At 68.0% G+C, this 16555-nt stretch carries 15 protein-coding genes; 4 read left to right on the top strand and 11 right to left on the bottom strand.

All coding sequences use genetic code 11. The features are described from left to right. Positions 1 to 723 precede the first annotated feature (723 nt). From FA743_RS17875 to FA743_RS17855, 5 genes are all read right to left on the bottom strand, one after another. A complete protein-coding gene (locus FA743_RS17875) occupies positions 724 to 1662 on the bottom strand; it encodes a DUF481 domain-containing protein (RefSeq protein ID WP_136887445.1) in 939 nt (312 codons plus the stop codon). A 509-nt stretch (positions 1663 to 2171) separates the two neighbouring features. After that, positions 2172 to 2654 carry a transcription antitermination factor NusB gene (gene nusB / locus FA743_RS17870; RefSeq protein ID WP_136887444.1) on the bottom strand — a complete coding sequence of 161 codons (483 nt, stop codon included), beginning with the start codon at positions 2652 to 2654 and terminating at the stop codon, positions 2172 to 2174. Beyond that, entirely contained in the window at positions 2651 to 3199 is a 549-nt protein-coding gene (locus tag FA743_RS17865) for a 6,7-dimethyl-8-ribityllumazine synthase (protein ID WP_136887443.1), read from the bottom strand. The genes nusB and FA743_RS17865 overlap by 4 nt, the downstream gene beginning before the upstream one ends. Before the next feature lie 3 nt (positions 3200 to 3202). Further along, complete coding sequence (ribB, locus tag FA743_RS17860; RefSeq protein WP_136887442.1) at positions 3203 to 4321, bottom strand: 3,4-dihydroxy-2-butanone-4-phosphate synthase; 1119 nt, start codon at positions 4319 to 4321, stop codon at positions 3203 to 3205. Between the two features lie 148 nt (positions 4322 to 4469). Beyond that, positions 4470 to 5069 carry a riboflavin synthase gene (locus FA743_RS17855; protein WP_136887441.1) on the bottom strand — a complete coding sequence of 200 codons (600 nt, stop codon included), beginning with the start codon at positions 5067 to 5069 and terminating at the stop codon, positions 4470 to 4472. 175 nt (positions 5070 to 5244) lie between these two features. Here FA743_RS17855 and FA743_RS17850 point away from each other — a divergent pair, with 175 nt between their 5' ends. From FA743_RS17850 to FA743_RS17840, 3 genes are all read left to right on the top strand, one after another. Then, positions 5245 to 6594: a capsule biosynthesis protein gene (locus FA743_RS17850; protein ID WP_136887440.1), complete on the top strand. Its 1350-nt coding sequence runs from the start codon at positions 5245 to 5247 to the stop codon at positions 6592 to 6594. A 145-nt stretch (positions 6595 to 6739) separates the two neighbouring features. Then, positions 6740 to 7828: a polysaccharide biosynthesis/export family protein gene (locus FA743_RS17845; RefSeq protein WP_211242316.1), complete on the top strand. Its 1089-nt coding sequence runs from the start codon at positions 6740 to 6742 to the stop codon at positions 7826 to 7828. A gap of 7 nt (positions 7829 to 7835) precedes the next feature. After that, positions 7836 to 9839 (top strand): capsular polysaccharide biosynthesis protein, encoded by a 2004-nt coding sequence (locus tag FA743_RS17840; protein ID WP_136887439.1) that lies wholly within the window; start codon positions 7836 to 7838, stop codon positions 9837 to 9839. 12 nt (positions 9840 to 9851) lie between these two features. Here FA743_RS17840 and ribD read toward each other — a convergent pair whose 3' ends face one another. Next, positions 9852 to 10862: a bifunctional diaminohydroxyphosphoribosylaminopyrimidine deaminase/5-amino-6-(5-phosphoribosylamino)uracil reductase RibD gene (gene ribD / locus FA743_RS17835; protein WP_281281791.1), complete on the bottom strand. Its 1011-nt coding sequence runs from the start codon at positions 10860 to 10862 to the stop codon at positions 9852 to 9854. After that, entirely contained in the window at positions 10859 to 11323 is a 465-nt protein-coding gene (gene nrdR, locus FA743_RS17830) for a transcriptional regulator NrdR (protein WP_135313329.1), read from the bottom strand. The genes ribD and nrdR overlap by 4 nt, the downstream gene beginning before the upstream one ends. Before the next feature lie 162 nt (positions 11324 to 11485). On the opposite strand from nrdR, the gene FA743_RS17825 reads away from it, so the two are divergent. Then, positions 11486 to 12157, top strand: a complete 672-nt coding sequence (locus FA743_RS17825) for an SDR family oxidoreductase (RefSeq protein WP_136887437.1) — start codon at positions 11486 to 11488, stop codon at positions 12155 to 12157. Here FA743_RS17825 and FA743_RS17820 read toward each other — a convergent pair. From FA743_RS17820 to rpoD, 4 genes are all read right to left on the bottom strand, one after another. Then, positions 12154 to 12576 (bottom strand): secondary thiamine-phosphate synthase enzyme YjbQ, encoded by a 423-nt coding sequence (locus FA743_RS17820; RefSeq protein WP_136887436.1) that lies wholly within the window; start codon positions 12574 to 12576, stop codon positions 12154 to 12156. The two genes, FA743_RS17825 and FA743_RS17820, sit on opposite strands and share 4 nt — an antisense overlap. Next, positions 12573 to 13988 (bottom strand): DNA recombination protein RmuC, encoded by a 1416-nt coding sequence (locus FA743_RS17815; RefSeq protein WP_136887435.1) that lies wholly within the window; start codon positions 13986 to 13988, stop codon positions 12573 to 12575. The genes FA743_RS17820 and FA743_RS17815 overlap by 4 nt, the downstream gene beginning before the upstream one ends. Before the next feature lie 67 nt (positions 13989 to 14055). Then, entirely contained in the window at positions 14056 to 14499 is a 444-nt protein-coding gene (locus FA743_RS17810; RefSeq protein WP_136887434.1) for a BLUF domain-containing protein, read from the bottom strand. Then, the gene (rpoD, locus tag FA743_RS17805) at positions 14489 to 16462 is read right to left on the bottom strand and encodes an RNA polymerase sigma factor RpoD (RefSeq protein ID WP_136887433.1); all 1974 of its coding nucleotides are present in this window, start codon (positions 16460 to 16462) and stop codon (positions 14489 to 14491) included. Before rpoD ends, FA743_RS17810 begins: the two co-directional genes overlap by 11 nt. Positions 16463 to 16555 lie beyond the last annotated feature (93 nt).

The following is a 16555-nucleotide window of genomic DNA, read 5'->3' as shown; positions in this document are numbered from 1 at the left end:
CCGAACCGCCCGCATATCTCTTCAGATATCCATCAATGTCAAAAAGCAGAGGTCCAAAATCACGGACGATGCGCCAACTCGACGCCTCACCCGGTCATCCATTCCCAAATTTCACCCCGGTCTCTCAGAAGCGCCTCGCAGCACCCGTCTTCCCGGCCCCTCCAGCGTTCCCGCCTTCGGTGAAGCGGTGTTTAGGACCAAGCGCCGAGGGGTGCAACAGAAAAATGACGATGCACACCGCGTTTTCTTTCAATGCACTGTCTTTGCTCAGTTAATCAGGCCGTTTTTCTGCCTGTTTGGCCGCGCGGAATGCACAGGGGCCCCTGCCCGGTCGGTCTGGTGAGTCGCGAAAAGGGGGATGATGCGCGCGGGACTTGCAACGACGCGCCTCTGATCCTAGATTTGTCGGTGGCGGGCTTCTGCTCTTCGCGCGTACGGCCATTTTTCCACTGGCCTATAAGTTTTCCGAGGGCGCTGGCTCTGTCGTGGCCCTGGTCACGTTACCCGGTACCCACCTGATATATCAGGCTTTCGGGAAATCTGTCGCCGTCGCGGTCGCTGCGGTTCCCGCCACCTTCCCCTCTCTAACTCTTCAGAGGCCCTACAGGGGCTCTGGCGGGCCCCTTCGGAGGCCTTTTGCATGTCCGCCCTGTCGGTGTCGCGGAATGAAGAAAGGGCGGCCCGAGGGCCGCCCTTCCAGTTCAACAGATCCGAAGTTCGGGATCAGAAGCCGTAGACCACGGCGATGCCGACCGAGTTGTCGGTGCGGATTGCACGGTCTTCTTGGTATTCCGTGGTGTAGCTGACGCGGGTCGCCAGCTGCTCGGAGACCTGGAGGTTCACACCCAGCTCGTTGGTGATCACGTCGGCCGAGTCTTCCGAACCCAGATAGTCGGTATCGTTGGTCAGGAAGATGTTCTCGTTGAAGCGGTGGTACAGACGCGACGAGGCGATGTAGCCGACCGAGGTGTCCGACGAGTCCGCAACCGGCGTGCCGTCGAAGTCGAAGCCGGCTTCCTGCGCACCGGTCTTGGTGTAGCGGACGCCAACACCCGCCTGGACGCGCCAAGTCGTGTCGGCCGAGTTCAGGATGCGGTAGCCAGGACCGAAGCCCAGGAACGCGTCGGTGCGGAAGTCGCTGAACTCGTCGGCGAAGTCGTCATCCGTCTGAGCGTCGCTGTTGCGCACGCCATCGACCAGACCGTTCTGATTGATGCGGCCCAAGGCGAAGGCATAGAACTGGTCGTTGAAGTAGTACTGCGCGTCGTAGATCGCCGCGATGTCCTCCTGATCCTTGTTGCCGAAGTCGTCTTCGCCAAACTCGATCGACAGGCCGACGCTCTGGGCGAACACGCCCTGGTTGTAGTTCACGCGGCCACCGATCGCCAGATCCTGGTTGTCGGTGTTGCCGTCACGGCCGGTGTAGCTCAGCGACATGGTGCCGAACAGGCCCTGGCGGCGGTCGGCGGGGCCGAAGCGCTCGGCGTCGTTGTCACGCTCGAAAGCGTCCGTCACATCATCTTCGATGTCGGTGATGCGGTCGTTGATCTCGGTCACGCCGGCAGCGTCGGCGCCGGTCGAGATTTCGGTCTGCGCAAAGGCCGGAACCGACAGGGCGGCCAGGATCGCAGCGGTGCTGGTCAGCAGGGTAACTTTTTTCATGTGTTCGTCCTCATAAAGCTGAGTAGGATTGTCCTGGGCCCGTGTCGGGCATCAGAGCATCTCTGCTGCCACCTCAATTAGCGTGGCGCCCCTCGGGTTCAAAGAGCAGCGCGTTTCATCGTCTTATCGCAAAAATGTGACAGCCCCCGGGCCTTGACCCGGATCGGCGGGAGATGGCCGAGATCGCGGTGAAACCATTCTTGATGCAACCAAATGGGGTTTCAGCCAAGCCTCTGCCAAAAGGCAGGTTTTGCACCCTCTGCAATGAAACGGTCCTAGGTCCTCGGCATGGACGTTTTGAAACATGCGTGTGACTGCCTTAATTTCAGGCAGTCTTTTTGCGGCGGCCGGTCACAAAAGTTGTTGCACAGATGCCACGCAGATCGCACCGGAACCACACGGTTCATCTCTGTCGAAAAGGCCCGTTCCGGCAGCCCGGGCCCCGGCAGGCATCGAAAAGGCCCGGACCTGAGGATCCGGGCCGTGTCAGGCTGGTCGGGAGGGGCGGATCAGGCCAGAGAATCGGGCCTCAGATCGCGCGCCATGTGGTCCAGCACGGCATTGACGAAGCGCGACTCGCGCCCCTCGGGGAAGAAGGCTTGGGTCAGCCGCACATATTCGGTGATGACCACCTTGGCAGGTGCCCGTTCGGTGACCAGCTCGGCCCCGGCGGCGCGGAAGACGGCACGCAGGACCGGGTCGATCCGGTCGATGGGCCATTTGGCCACCAGCCCCCGGTCGGTCGCCTGATCGATGCGCGACTGCCACATCACCACGTCGTCGACGATGCGCGAGAACAGCGCCTCGTCGGCCTCGGCGGTGGGTCCGTCGCGATCCTCGAAGTCGATGCGGAAATCCTGGAACTCGCGCGTGACGCGATCTGCGGACTGTCCGGCGGCCTCCATCTGGAACAGCGCCTGGACGGCATACATCCGGGCGGCGGCGGACAGCGTGCGCCGGTCGGGCCGCTTCTCGTGATCGGAATCGCTCATGCCGTGCCCCGTCCTTCCAACTCGCCCGCCAAGCGGATCACATCATGCACGGGCGGCGGACCGCCCCTGCGCGCCTCGGTCCAGGACCGGGACAGCGCGATCAGGTGCAGCGCCGCCGCCGCCGCCCCCCCGCCCTTGTTCTGCCCTGCCGGATCGGCGCGGACCTCGGCCTGCGCCAGGACCTCGACCGTCAGGATGCCGTTGCCGATGCAGGCGCCCTGCAGCCCCAGCAGCGTCAAGGCGCGCGAGCTGTCGTTGCAGACCGTGTCGTAATGGGTCGTCTCGCCCCGGATCACGCAGCCCAGGGCCACGAAACCGTCATAGCGCCCGCTGCGGGCGGCCATGCCGATGGCGGTGGGGATCTCCAGGGCGCCGGGCACCTCGACGATGTCGAGGGTGGCGCCGGCGGCCTCTGCCGTGGCCTGCGCCCCGGCCAGCAGCCCGTCTGTGACATCCTTGTAATAGGGGGCCACGACCGCCAGGAGGCGGGTCGGCGCATCCAGACGCGGCAGCGCCAGCTCGTGATGTTGCGTGTTCGAGGCCATCTCTCAGTCCTTGGGAATAGGCCGGGTGGAATGGATCGAAAGCCCGTAGGCGTCAAGACCTACCACCTTCACGGGCGCGGAATTGGTCAGCAGGATCAGGTCCGACAGGCCGAGCGCCGACAGGATCTGCGCCCCCAGCCCGTATTGGCGCAGCGTATGCGGCCCGACCTCGCCCGGATCGCAGACGGCTTCGGACAGGTCGCGGATCAGCACCACGACGCCGCGCCCCTCGGCCGCGATCTCGCGCATGGCGGCGGGCAGGCTGCCCGCATCCGAGCGTCCAATCCCCAGCACATCGTGCAGCGGGTCCAGCGCGTGCATCCGCACGAGGACCGGCGCCTCGGTCGTCAGATCGCCCTGGGTCAGCACGATATGCTCGATCCCCTGCGTCTCGTCGGCGAAGATGCGCATCATCCAGTCGCCGCCATGCATCGAGGTCACCCGGCTTTGGGCGCGTTCGGCGATCAGGTTGTCGTGGCGGCGGCGATAGCGGATCAGGTCGCTGATCGTGCCGATCTTCAGCCCGTGGCGCTGCGCGAAATCCACCAGATCGGGCAGACGCGCCATGCTGCCATCCTCGTTCATGATCTCGCAGATCACGCCCGAGGGGTTCAGCCCGGCCAGCCGGGAGATGTCGACCGCCGCCTCGGTATGGCCCGCGCGGACCAGCACGCCGCCATCGCGGGCGCGCAGCGGAAAGATATGGCCGGGGGTCGCGATGTCGGGGGCGCCCTTCATCGGGTCGATCGCCACGCTGATGGTGCGGGCCCGGTCATGGGCGCTGATGCCGGTGGTGACGCCCTCGCGGGCCTCGATGGACATGGTGAAGGCGGTCTCGTGACGGCTCGAGTTCTTGGGGCTCATCAGCGTCAGGCCCAGGGCCTCGATCCGCGCGGCGGTCAGCGACAGGCAGATCAGCCCGCGCCCATGCGTCGCCATGAAGTTCACCGCGTCGGGCGTGGCCATCTGCGCGGGGATCACCAGATCGCCCTCGTTCTCGCGGTCCTCGTGATCGACCAGGATGAACATGCGGCCGTTGCGGGCCTCGTTGATGATCTCCTCGATCGGAGAGATGGCCTTTGCCAGATCGCGCTCGACGGGGCCGGGTTCTTCAAATGTCATGGGATTGTCCTTCGGAATGGCGCGGGCCGCCGGCGATGCCCGCCAGCCGGGCTGCCGCCATGATATCGCGTTGCTGGACGGTCCTGGCCCCCGGGCGCAGGCCGAGGCCCGTCGAGGAGGGGCCGCGATGGGGGCCGCTGCCCATCGCTCAGACCTGGCCGGCCTCGGCCAGCCGCGCCACATAGCGGGCCAGGGTGTCGATCTCCAGGTTGACGGCATCGCCCTCGGCGGCGTCGCCCCAGGTGGTGACGGTCTGGGTGTGCGGGATCAGGTTGATGCCGAAGCGGCGGCCCTCGACCTCGTTCACGGTCAGCGAGGTGCCGTTCAGCGCCACCGACCCCTTTGGCGCCACAAAGCGCGCCAGATCGGCGGGGGCCTCGAAGACCAGCCGCAGGCTGTCGCCCTCGCGCAGGGCACTGACGATGCGGGCCACGCCGTCGACATGGCCGCTGACGATATGCCCGCCCAGCTCGTCGCCCACGCGCAGCGCGCGTTCCAGGTTCAGGCGCTGGCCGACCGACCAGCCCGCCGATCCGATGCTGGTCTTGGACAGCGTCTCGGCCGAGATGTCGACCTCGAACCAGTCCTCCCCCTTGGCGATGACCGTCAGGCACACCCCGTCGCAGGCGATCGAGGCGCCCATGTCCACGCCCGCCATGTCATAGCTGCAGCCGATGCGCGCGCGCATGTCGCCGCGCATCTCGACGCTGCGGACCATGCCGATATCCGTGATGATGCCCGTGAACATGCCGCGCCTTTCCTGCCATTTGGTCCGAACTAGGCCATCCCCCCTGCCCGTTCAAGCACCAAGCCGCCGAACGCGGATTAACCCCGAGTCATAAAATTCTGGAACCACGGGTCCAGACATGGCATGTCGGGGGCAGGGCCCGCCGCTTCCGGCGCACCCGTGTTGCAAGTTGCCCATGTCCCATCACGGCCCCCTTCCCCTGCAGACCGCGAAGCACCCGCCCCAGACGACGGAGGCCGCCGCTGGCGAGGCGCGCGTGTTCCTGATGCTGCAGGGGCCGCATGGGCCGTTCTTCAACCGGCTGGCCCGGCTCTTGCGGGCGGCGGGCGCGACGGTCTGGCGCTGCGGCTTCAATGCGGGGGACGAGTTCTTCTGGTCCGACAAGGCCAGCTTCCTGCGCCACGAGGGCAGCGCGCTGGACTGGCCCGAGCGGCTGGAGGCGATCCTGACCGACAAGGGCGTGACCGACATCGTCCTTTACGGCGACGTGCGCGCGATCCACGCCACCGCCCGCAAGCTGGCGGACGAGCGCGGCCTGCGCGTCCACGTCTTCGAGGAGGGCTATCTGCGCCCCTACTGGATCAGCTACGAACGCCAGGGCTCCAACGGCAATTCGGTGCTGCTGCGCATCCCGCTGGCGCAGATGCGCGCGGCGCTGCGCGAGCAGATCAACGAGGTGCGCCGCCCCCCCGCCCATTGGGGCGACATGCGCCAGCACAAGTTCTACGGCGCCTTCTATCACTTCCTGATCCTGATCGCGAACCGCCGCTATCGCGCCTATACGGGCCATCGCGCCATCCCGGTCATGCAGGAATTCCGGCTGAACCTGCGCCGCTTCCTGCTGGCCCCGGTCTATAATGTGGCCCGCGCGGCACAATGGCGGCGGCTTCGGCTGTCGGGCTGGCCCTACAGCCTTGTGCTGATGCAATTGGAACACGATTCGAACTTCCTCGGCCATTCGCCCTTCACCAAGAATGCGCAGTTCGTCGATCTGGTGGTCGAGGGCTTTGCCCGCTCGGCCCCGCGCCATCACCATCTGGTCTTCAAGGCCCATCCGCTGGAGGACGGGCGCGCGGGCAACCGCCCCGCCATCCTGGCCGCCGCCGCCCGGCACGGCATCTCCGACCGCGTGCATTACGTCCGCGGCGGCAAGCTGGCCGAGATCCTGTCCCATGCCCGGGCGGTCGTGACCGTCAATTCGACCGCCGCCCAGCAGGCGCTGTGGCGCGGCATCCCGGTCAAGACCCTCGGCCGGGCGGTCTATGAAAAGCCCGGGCTGGTCTCGGGGCAAAGCCTGGACGCCTTCTTCGCCGCCCCCGAGGCGCCGGACCCGCAGGCCTACCGGGTCTTCCGGAACTACCTTCTGCAGACCAGCCAGATCCCCGGGGGCTTCTATGCCAGCCGGTCGCGCGCCCATGCGCTGCGCCTGGTGGCCGACATGCTTCTGTCGGAACACGACCCTTACGATGCGCTCGCCTCGGGGCCGATCCTGCCCCGTCAACAGCTTGCGGATCGAGATCATTGAAACCTGCCTGCAAGTACTTCTTGGCGCGAGTGGGCAGACCAGTTTAAAACGGCGCGAGAACCGGCCAACGATGTCGGAACCAGATAAGACAGGAGTATAAGAGGTGACAGTTTCCATTCGGTCGGCGGCCCCCCTGCGGGTGTGCATGATGGCCGCCCTGAGCCTGCTGGCCGCCTGCGGGCTGCCGCGTTCCGGCCCCAACAAGTCCGAGATCTTCGACGGTGCCGTCGAGCGCGGCGGCAACACCCAGGTCATCTATGTCAACGACCACGTGACACGCGCCTCGGCCTTCGCTCCGTCCTATGGCTTCTCGAACAGCTTCCGCAACGCGGGACAGGTCGGCGCCGACGAGATCCGCGCCGGCGACGTGCTGGGCCTGTCGATCTGGGAAAACGTCGATGACGGTCTGCTGACCTCGCTCGGCGCCAGCTCGACCGCGCTGACCGAGATCCAGGTCGACAGCGACGGCTTCATCTTCGTGCCCTATGCCGGTCGCGTCCGGGCGGCGGGCAACACCCCCGACCAGCTGCGCCAGCAGATCACCGAGCGTCTGAGCGCGCAGACCCCCGATCCCCAGGTGACCGTGCAGCGTGTCGCCGGCGACGGCGCGACCGTGTCGGTGGTGGGCCGCGTCGGCGCCCAGGGCGTCTATCCGATCCAGCGCCCGACCCGGACCCTGTCCGCGATGCTGGCCCAGGCTGGCGGCGTGGCCATCGAGCCCGAGGTGGCGGTCGTCACCGTCAAGCGCGGCAATGACAGCGGCCGCATCTGGCTGGCCGACCTTTACGGCAACAACGGCAACGACATCGCCCTGCGCCCGGGCGACCTGATCCTCGTCGAGGAAGACCAGCGCACCTTCACCGCGCTTGGTGCGCTTGGCGGACAGACCCGCGTGCCCCTGGGCAACGAGGTCATCAACGCCGCCGAGGCCATCGCCATGGTCGGCGGTCTGACCAGCGCGCTGGCCGACCCCACCGGCGTCTTCGTGCTGCGCGACGAACCCGAATCGGTGGCCTCGCGCGTGCTGGGCAAGCCGGTCGTGGGATCGCAGCGCTTCGCCTATGTGCTGGACCTGACGCGGCCCAACGGCCTGTTCCTGGCCCGGGACTTCGTGATCCGCGACGGTGACACCGTCTATGTGACCGAAGCGCCCTACGTCCAGTGGCAGAAGACCCTGGGGGCCGTCACCGGCAGCGCCGCCACGGCAGACAGCCTGACCAGCATCACCGAGTAATCTCTGGATGCAGTCCGATGACCTCTCAGCCGCCGGGACCCCCCGGCGGCTTTGTATATTCAATCTCGGCTTTCTCAGGCGACCGCGCATCGCGCGCATCCTGACGCTGGCCGGGTATCGGCCCGCCCTGGCCCTGCCCCGCCCGGGCGAACCGGTGGGGATCTGGGGCGCCAGTCCGACCGCCTGGCGGGGTCGGGCCATCGCCGCGCGGCGCGGCAGCCCCATCGTCACGGTCGAGGATGCCTTCCTGCGATCCGTCCTGCCGGGCCGGGCGCCGGGCCGTCTGGCCGCGCGCGGCCCCTTGGGCCTGCTGATCGACCCGGACGGGCTGCATTTCGACCCCACGCGACCCTCGCGGCTGGAGCGGCTGGCGAGCCAGCCCTTGGCCCCCAGCATGGCCGAACGCGCGGTGCGGCTGCTGGCGCGGATGCGGGCGGCGGATCTGTCCAAGTACAACCTGCACGACCCAGGCCTGCCGGTGCCGCCCCCAGGCTATGTGCTGGTCATCGACCAGACGCGCGGCGACGCCTCGCTGCAGGGCGAGGGCCGGGCGCTGTTCCTGCGCATGCTGGAGGCCGCGCGGGACGAGCATCCTGGCCGTCCGATCCTGATCCGCAGCCATCCCGAGACCGCCGCCGGGCTGCGCCCCGGCCACCTGACGCCCGCCGACCTGGGCCCGGGCGACATGTTCAGCGACAGCCCCGTCTCGCCCTGGCGGCTGGTCGAGGGGGCCGAGGCGGTCTATGCCGTCAGCTCCCAGCTGGGCTACGAGGCGCTTCTGGCCGGCCACCGCCCGCGCCTGTTCGGGCGGCCCTTCTATGCGGGCTGGGGGCTCAGCGACGACGAGGCACCCCTGCCCCCAGGCCGCCGGGGCACGGCCACGCGCGAGGCGCTGTTCTCCGCCAGCCACATCACCGGGCCGGTCTGGTACGACCCCTGCCGCGACCGCCTGACCGATCTGGATGGCGCGCTGGACCAGTTGGAGGCCGAGACCCGCGTCTTTCGCCAGGACCGCGACGGCCATGTTGCCCTTGGCATGCGCCTGTGGAAGCGCCGCTTCCTGTCGCGCGAGTTCGGCGACGCCAAGCCCCTGCGCTTCGCCGCCAGACCCGAGCCTGCGGTCACTTTGGCCTGGGCCAGCGCCGCCGAGGCCGCCCCGCAGGCGATCCGGGTCGAGGACGGGTTCCTGCGCTCGCGCGGGTTGGGCGCCGCGCTGACCCCGCCCTTGTCGGTGGTGGCTGACGATCTGGGCATCTATTTCGACCCCACCGAACCCTCGCGGCTGGAGCAGCTGATCGCGCTCGGCCCGCCCCCCTGCGGGCGCGACCGCGCGCAGCGGTTGATCGCGGCGCTGATCGCGGCGCGGCTGACCAAGTACAACCTTGGCGGCGCCGCCGACCTGCCGCCCCGCGACGGTCGCCACCGAATCCTGGTGCCGGGCCAGGTCGAGGATGACGCCTCGATCCGCAAGGGCGCGGGGAAGGAGCGGACGAATCTGGCGCTTCTGGCCCGGGTGCGGGCCGAAAATCCCTTGGCCTGTGTGATCTACAAGCCACATCCCGATGTGGAGGCGGGCCTGCGTCCCGGCCTGATCGCGCCCGGGGATCTGGCCCGACTGGCCGATCACGTGGCCGATGCGGCTGACCCCCTGGCGCTGATCGAGGCAGTGGACGAGGTCTGGACCATCACCTCGACCCTGGGCTTCGAGGCGCTGCTGCGCGGCACCCCGGTGACCGTGCTGGGGGCGCCCTTCTATGCGGGCTGGGGGCTGACGCGGGATCTGGGGCCGATCCCCGCGCGGCGGCGCGCGCGGCCCGATCTGGCGGCGCTGGTCCATGCCTGCCTGATCGCCTATCCGCGCTATCGCGACCCGGTGACGGGCCTGCCCTGCCCGGTCGAACTGGCGCTGGAGCGGCTGGCGGCGGGCGAGGTCAGCCACCCCCCGGCGCTGCGGCTTCTGGCCAAGGCGCAGGGCGCGCTGGCGGGCCATGCCTGGATCTGGCGGCGCTAGACCCGGCGCCAGCTAGACCCGGCGCCAACGGTGGAACAGATCCGGGCCGATCGCCCGCGTCTCGGCCAAGGCAAAGCGCGGCGCCTCGGCCAGATGCGTCCAGCCGGTCGGGCCCAGGAAGGGGCGCGCCTCGGCCCCCAAGGCCAGCCCGGCGGTATAGCCGATCAACTGATCGACCAGCCCCGCAACCAGCAGGCTGGCCGCCAGCCGACCGCCCCCCTCGCAGAAGACGCGGGTGATCCCGCGCCCGGCCAGATCGGCCATGATCCGCGCGGGCTCTCCGGACACCCGCCACAGCGGCCCGTGATCCGGCCCCTGCGGCGCAAGGGCGGGCAGCGCCTGATCCGAGACGACGATGCGCACCGGCTGCAAGGGCGTGTTGATGCCGCGCACGTTCAGCTGCGGCAGGTCGGCCCTTGCCGTGGCCCCGCCCACCATGATCGCGTCGTGCTGGGCGCGCAGCGCATGGACATGGGCGCGGGCGGCGGGGCCGGTGATCCAGCGGCTTTCCCCGCTGGCCATGGCGATCCGTCCGTCCAGGCTGCTGGCCAGCTTCAGCGTCACGAAGGGGCGGCCTTGGGTAATCCGCAGCAGGAACCCGGCCTGCAATTCCGAGGCTTGGGCGGCCATCACCCCCTCGGTCAGCGCCACGCCTGCCGCGCGCAGCATGGCATGGCCGCGCCCGGCCACGCGGGGATCGGGATCGGTCAGCGCCGTCACCACCCGCGTCACCCCGGCCTGGACCATCCCCGAGGCGCAGGGCGGCGTGCGGCCGTGATGGGCGCAGGGCTCCAAGGTGACATAGGCGGTGGCGCCGCGGGCCAGCGAACCGGCGGCGTCCAGCGCCATGCGTTCGGCATGGGGGCGCCCGCCGGGCTGGGTCCAGCCGCGCCCGACCACGCGGCCCTCGCGCAGCAGCACGCAGCCCACGGCGGGGTTCGGCCAGACATTGCCAAGCCCCCGCCGCGCCAAGCGCAGCGCATGGGCCATGTGGCGCGCGTCCTCTGTCGGCTCAGAGGTCAATCGGTGGCGGCGCCGGGGCGCAGTTCGGACACGAACTTGTCGAAATCGTCGGCATCCTGGAAGTTCTTGTAGACGCTGGCAAAGCGCACATAGCCCACGTTGTCGATGCGCGACAGCGCCTCCATCACGATCTCTCCGATGGCCTTGGACGGAATGTCGGTCTCTCCGGTGCTTTCCAGACGGCGGACGATGCCGCTGATCATCTGCTCGATCCGCTCGGGCTCGACCGGGCGCTTCTGCATGGCGATGCGGATCGACCGGGCCATCTTGTCGCGGTCGAAATCCTCGCGCTTGCCGTTAGTCTTGACGACCACCAGATCGCGCAGCTGCACGCGCTCATAGGTCGTGAACCGCCCGCTGCAGGACGGGCAGAACCGCCGGCGGCGGATCGCGACGTTATCCTCGGCAGGGCGCGAGTCCTTGACCTGCGTGTCAAGGTTTCCGCAGAATGGGCAGCGCATGGGGTTGTCCCTGTTTGGGGGCGATCCCCCGGAACTATAGGCTGGATGGCAGGGCTTGGGTAGCCTTATCCACAGCCCACAAGATGCGGGCCCCGGAACCTGTGGCGCGAAAGCCGCGTTGGCGGGCAGAATTCCCCAGAATTATCAAGGATTGATGCCGCCATGACACAGACCCTGTTCATCACCGGCGCCTCGTCGGGCATCGGCGCCGCCACCGCCCGGGCCGCCGTCGCGGCAGGCTGGACCGTGGGCCTCTTCGCCCGCTCGGCCGACAAGCTGCAGACCCTGGCGGACGAGCTGGGCGCCTCGGCCCATGTCGCCACCGGCGACGCCACCCGGATCGAGGATCTGGAGCGTGCGGTGGCCGAGGTCGCCGACCACTTCAGCGGCATCGACGCGGCCTTCGCCAATGCCGGGCGCGGGCTGTCCAAGCCCGGCACCGAGGCGGGCGATCTGGACGATATCCGCGGCATGATCGACCTGAACGTGACCGGCGTGGTTTTGACCGCCCGGGCGGTGCTGCCGGAACTGCGCAAGACGCGCGGCACATTGGTGCTGACCGGATCGGCGGCGGGGCGGCGCCATATCGCGGGCTCGATCTATGGCGCGACCAAGTGGTTCGTGCATGGCTATGCCGGCAATCTGGCCGAAGAGATGCGCGAATGGGGCGGACGCTGTTCGGTCGTGGCGCCGGGCATGGTCGACACGCCCTTCTTCGACGACGGCGCGCCCGACAAGCTGCAGCCCGAGGATGTGGCGGCGGCCGTCCTGCACATGATCACCGCCCCCGAGCGCGCCGCGATCCGCGAGATCCACCTGATGCCGCAGGCCTAGGCGGGCTGGAACATCGCCACGACGCTGCGCGTATGCGGCGCGCGGCGATGTACGACCAGATAGACGCCCTGCCAGCGGCCCAGCAGCATCCGGCCCCTGTCGACCGGGATCTGCAGGCTGCTGGGCAGCACCGCCGCCTTCAGATGCGCGGGCATGTCGTCCGGCCCCTCGTAGCGATGGGTGATCCAGCCCATCGAAAGATGATCGGCGGGCGGGGCCAGCCGATCCAGCCAGGCCAGCAGATCGGCCTGCACCTCGGGATCGGCATTCTCCTGGATCAGCAGCGAGGCCGAGGTGTGGCGCACCAGCAGGGTCAGCACCCCCTGCCCCGCCTTGATGGACGTCAGCCAGTCCGACAGCTCGGCCGTGAACTCGTGGCAGGCCGGGCCGTTCGTGGCGATCTCGATCTGGCGGATCATTCGGCAGCCTCCGGGCGCGGCAGGCTGTCGGGATCGTCGCCCCGGTCATGGTCCAGCGCGATCTGCTTGCTGGCGCGCGCGCCGAGCGTCCGCAGCATCTCGACCTGGCGGATCACATTGCCCGAGCCGCGCGTCAGCCGGTCCATCGCCTGCCCCTGCGCCCGGTTCGCCTGATCCAAGGCCCGGCCCACGCCCTCCATCGCCTCGACCAGCCCGGCGACCTTGTCGTACAGCTGCCCGGCGCGGCGGGCGATCTCGACCGCATTGCTTTCGCGCCGCTCGACAGCCCAGATATGTTCGACGGTGCGCAGGGTCAGCATCAGCGTCGTGGGCGTGGTCAGACCCACGCGGCGTTCCATCGCGAAGCCTGCAAGCCCCGGATCGGCCCGCAGTGCATCCGAGAAGGCGCCTTCGATCGGGATGAACATCAGCACGTAATCCACGGAATTGTCGTCCATCCGCTGATAGCCCTTGCCCGACAGCGTCGAGATATGGGTGCGGATCGCGGCGACGTGGCGGCGCAGGGCGGCCTCGGCCTCGGCCGGATCCTCGGAGGTCACCGAGGTCTCGTAATCGTTCAGCGAGACCTTGCTGTCGATCACCATGACCTTGCCGCGCGGCATCTTCACCACGACATCGGGCCGCCACAGCTTGCCGTCCTCGTCGCGCCAGCTGGATTGCAGGTCGTAATGCGTGCCGGCCATCAGGCCCGACTCCTCCAGGATCCGCTCCAGCACCATCTCGCCCCAGGCCCCCTGCCGCTGCTTGTCGCCCTTCAGCGCGCGGGTCAGGTTGACCGCCTCGCGGCTGATCTGTTCGCTGCGATTGTGCAAGGACAGGATCTGCTCGCGCAGCCGGGCGGATTCCTCGTCCAGCACCTTGTTGCGGGTCTGCAATTCGGTCTGGAAGCGGTTCACCTGATCGCGGAAGGGGCTCAGCAAGGCCGAGAGCTGGTCGTTCTGGCTGCGCTGCAGATCCTCCTGCTGGGCGCGCAGGGTCTCGGCGGACAGGAGGCGGAACTGCTGGGTCATCTCGGCGCGCAACTCGCGCAGGGTGGCGATCTCGCGGGCGCTGGCCTCGGCATCCTTCTCGGCCCGCAGACGGGCTTCGGCCAGGCGCGTCTCCAGCTGGGATTGCTGGTGGCGGGCGTCGTGCAGCGCGTCGGTCAGGGCGTCGCGATCCTCGGTCAGCTCCGACACCCGCGCCGCCTGCGCCTCGATCCGCGCGGTGCCGCGCGTCTGATCCAGCAGGGCGGCCTGCACCGCCGCCTCGGCCACGACCAGCCGACCCGTCAGCTCCGCTCGCGCCCGGCCGCCGCGCGACCAGAGGACCGCCAGCAGTAGAGCTGCAAGCCAGCCTGCCGCCACGAACAGCATCATCCCGTTGCCGGGTTCGAATTCGATCTGCCCCATGAGCCCCGTCTTCCCGTTTCTTGGGAAGCAGTGTTCACTTTTTGTGCCGAAACTTCAAGCCCGGGGCTCAGCGGGCCAAGGACATCAGGAAGGACACCACCGCCCCCGCATAGTCACCCGGATGCACGGTCGCGGTGTCCGAGCGGGCGAACCAGTCCATCAGCGAGGCATGGTCGCGATCGGAAAACCGCATGTGCCAGTCCAGAAACCGGCGGCGGTCCAGCGGGCCCTGGTCCAGCACCCGGATATCGTCATGCCGCCGGTCATGCGTCAGCGAGGCCATGACCCGCGCCAGCCCGTCGCCGGGACCCTCCAGCCACTGGAAGAACAGCCCGTCTTCGTGATGCAGGCAGCCCGTCAGGCCAAGCGCCTGGTTGCGGCTGCGCGCGGCCTTCAGGATCGCGCGCATGTCCTCGGTCTCCAGCCCGGGCCGGGCGGTGCTGCGATACAGCACGAAGCCCAGCCCGCCGATCCGGTTCAGTTCGTCCGAAGCGGACCCGTCACTGGTCAAGGAACGATCGCAGCTTCCGGCTGCGGGACGGATGCTTCAGCTTGCGCAGCGCCTTGGCCTCGATCTGGCGGATGCGTTCGCGGGTGACGCTGAACTGCTGGCCCACCTCTTCCAGCGTGTGGTCGGTGTTCATGCCGATGCCGAAGCGCATCCGCAGGACCCGTTCCTCGCGCGGGGTCAGGCTAGAAAGGACGCGGGTCGTCGTCTCCTTCAGGTTTTCTTGAATGGCGCTGTCCAGCGGCAGGACGGCATTCTTGTCCTCGATGAAGTCGCCAAGCTGGCTGTCCTCCTCGTCCCCGATCGGGGTCTCGAGGCTGATCGGCTCCTTGGCGATCTTCATCACCTTGCGAACCTTTTCCAGCGGCATCTGGAGTTTCTCGGCCAGTTCCTCCGGGGTCGGCTCGCGGCCGATCTCGTGCAGCATCTGGCGGCCGGTGCGGACCAGCTTGTTGATCGTCTCGATCATGTGGACCGGGATGCGGATCGTGCGGGCCTGATCCGCGATGGACCGGGTGATCGCCTGACGGATCCACCAGGTCGCATAGGTCGAGAACTTGTAGCCGCGGCGGTATTCGAACTTGTCGACGGCCTTCATCAGGCCGATATTGCCTTCCTGAATGAGATCAAGGAATTGCAAGCCACGGTTCGTGTATTTCTTGGCAATCGAGATGACCAGGCGCAGGTTTGCCTCGACCATTTCCTTCTTGGCCTGACGGGCCTCCTTCTCGCCGCGCTGGACCTGGCTGACGATGCGGCGGAATTCCTCGATGTCGACGCCGACATACTGGCCGACCTCGGCCATGTCGGCGCGCAGCTTCTCGACCGGATCGCGCGAGCGGTCGAACAGGGCCTGCCAGCCGCGACCGGCCTGCGCGGACATGCGGTCCACCCAGCCCGGGTCCAGCTCGGACCCGCGATAGGCGTCGATGAATTCGCGGCGGTTGATGCGGGCGGCGTCGGCCAGCTTGACCATGCCGCTGTCGATGGTGACGATGCGGCGGTTGATACCGTAGAGCTGGTCGACCAGCGCCTCGATCCGGCCGCTGTTCAGGTGCAGCGAATTGACCAGCACGACGATCTCGGACCGCAGGGCCTGGTAGTCCGTCTCGGCGCTGGCCGAAAAGGTGTTGTCCTCGTTCAGGGTCGCGGACATGCGCAGATCCTGCATGTCGGCCAGCCCCTCGTAGTGATGGGCGATGGCTTCCAGCGTTTCCAGAACCTTGGGCTTGAGGCTGGCCTCCATCGCGGCCAGCGACAGGTTGGCCCCCTCGTCCTCGTCGTCGTCATCCTCGACGCGCAGGGGATTGCCGTCAGCGTCCAGTTCCTCGCGCTTGGTGGCGGTCGTGTCGGTCTCGCCCTCGACGGTCAGTTCGACCTCTTCGGCCTCCTCGCCGTCCATGGCCTGACCGAAGGTCGTTTCCAGATCGATCACGTCGCGCAGCAGGATCTCTTCGTCCAGCAGTTCGTCGCGCCACAGCGTGATGGCCTTGAAGGTCAGCGGGCTTTCGCACAGGCCCGCGATCATCGTGTTGCGCCCGGCCTCGATCCGCTTGGCGATGGCGATCTCGCCCTCGCGCGACAGCAGTTCGACCGAGCCCATCTCGCGCAGATACATGCGCACCGGATCGTCGGTGCGGTCCAGCTTTTCGGTCTCGGTGGTCGAGACGGCCAGCTCGCGCGAGCCGGTGCCGGTCGCGACCAGCGCACCACCCTCGCCTTCTTCGGCGGCCTCGTCATCCTCGATGACATTGATGCCCATTTCGGACAGCATCGACATCACGTCCTCGATCTGCTCGCTGCTGACCTGCTCGGGCGGCAGGACGGCGTTCAACTGATCATAAGTGATGTAGCCCCGCTCGCGCGCCTCGGCGATCATCTTCTTGACCGCCGCCTGGCTCATGTCCAGCGTATGGGCATTGTCGTCCTTGTCGGTCTTGTCGTGCTCGTCGTCCTTGGCGGCCATCCAGGGCTCCTTCTCGAGGCGGTCATGTTCGCGGGCTGTCTAGGCGGGCGGTCTGGGAGCGGGTGATTCGCCCAAGAGCCGAATCGCCGCAAA

The sequence above is a fragment of the Paracoccus gahaiensis genome (genome assembly GCF_005048225.1).
Taxonomy (GTDB): Bacteria; Pseudomonadota; Alphaproteobacteria; order Rhodobacterales; family Rhodobacteraceae; genus Paracoccus; species Paracoccus gahaiensis.
The sequence above is the reverse complement of the archived record's forward strand: the minus strand, read 5'-3'. Positions and strand labels throughout refer to the sequence as shown.

What these genes read in the sequence shown, in the direction of transcription:
- FA743_RS17875 (WP_136887445.1), bottom strand. Translation starts at nt 1,662, where the DNA reads ATGAAAAAAGTTACCCTGCTGACCAGCACCGCTGCGATCCTGGCCGCC.
- nusB (WP_136887444.1), bottom strand. Translation starts at nt 2,654, where the DNA reads ATGAGCGATTCCGATCACGAGAAGCGGCCCGACCGGCGCACGCTGTCC.
- FA743_RS17865 (WP_136887443.1), bottom strand. Translation starts at nt 3,199, where the DNA reads ATGGCCTCGAACACGCAACATCACGAGCTGGCGCTGCCGCGTCTGGAT.
- ribB (WP_136887442.1), bottom strand. Translation starts at nt 4,321, where the DNA reads ATGACATTTGAAGAACCCGGCCCCGTCGAGCGCGATCTGGCAAAGGCC.
- FA743_RS17855 (WP_136887441.1), bottom strand. Translation starts at nt 5,069, where the DNA reads ATGTTCACGGGCATCATCACGGATATCGGCATGGTCCGCAGCGTCGAG.
- FA743_RS17850 (WP_136887440.1), top strand. Translation starts at nt 5,245, where the DNA reads ATGTCCCATCACGGCCCCCTTCCCCTGCAGACCGCGAAGCACCCGCCC.
- FA743_RS17845 (WP_211242316.1), top strand. Translation starts at nt 6,740, where the DNA reads ATGATGGCCGCCCTGAGCCTGCTGGCCGCCTGCGGGCTGCCGCGTTCC.
- FA743_RS17840 (WP_136887439.1), top strand. Translation starts at nt 7,836, where the DNA reads ATGCAGTCCGATGACCTCTCAGCCGCCGGGACCCCCCGGCGGCTTTGT.
- nrdR (WP_135313329.1), bottom strand. Translation starts at nt 11,323, where the DNA reads ATGCGCTGCCCATTCTGCGGAAACCTTGACACGCAGGTCAAGGACTCG.
- FA743_RS17825 (WP_136887437.1), top strand. Translation starts at nt 11,486, where the DNA reads ATGACACAGACCCTGTTCATCACCGGCGCCTCGTCGGGCATCGGCGCC.
- FA743_RS17820 (WP_136887436.1), bottom strand. Translation starts at nt 12,576, where the DNA reads ATGATCCGCCAGATCGAGATCGCCACGAACGGCCCGGCCTGCCACGAG.
- FA743_RS17815 (WP_136887435.1), bottom strand. Translation starts at nt 13,988, where the DNA reads ATGGGGCAGATCGAATTCGAACCCGGCAACGGGATGATGCTGTTCGTG.
- rpoD (WP_136887433.1), bottom strand. Translation starts at nt 16,462, where the DNA reads ATGGCCGCCAAGGACGACGAGCACGACAAGACCGACAAGGACGACAAT.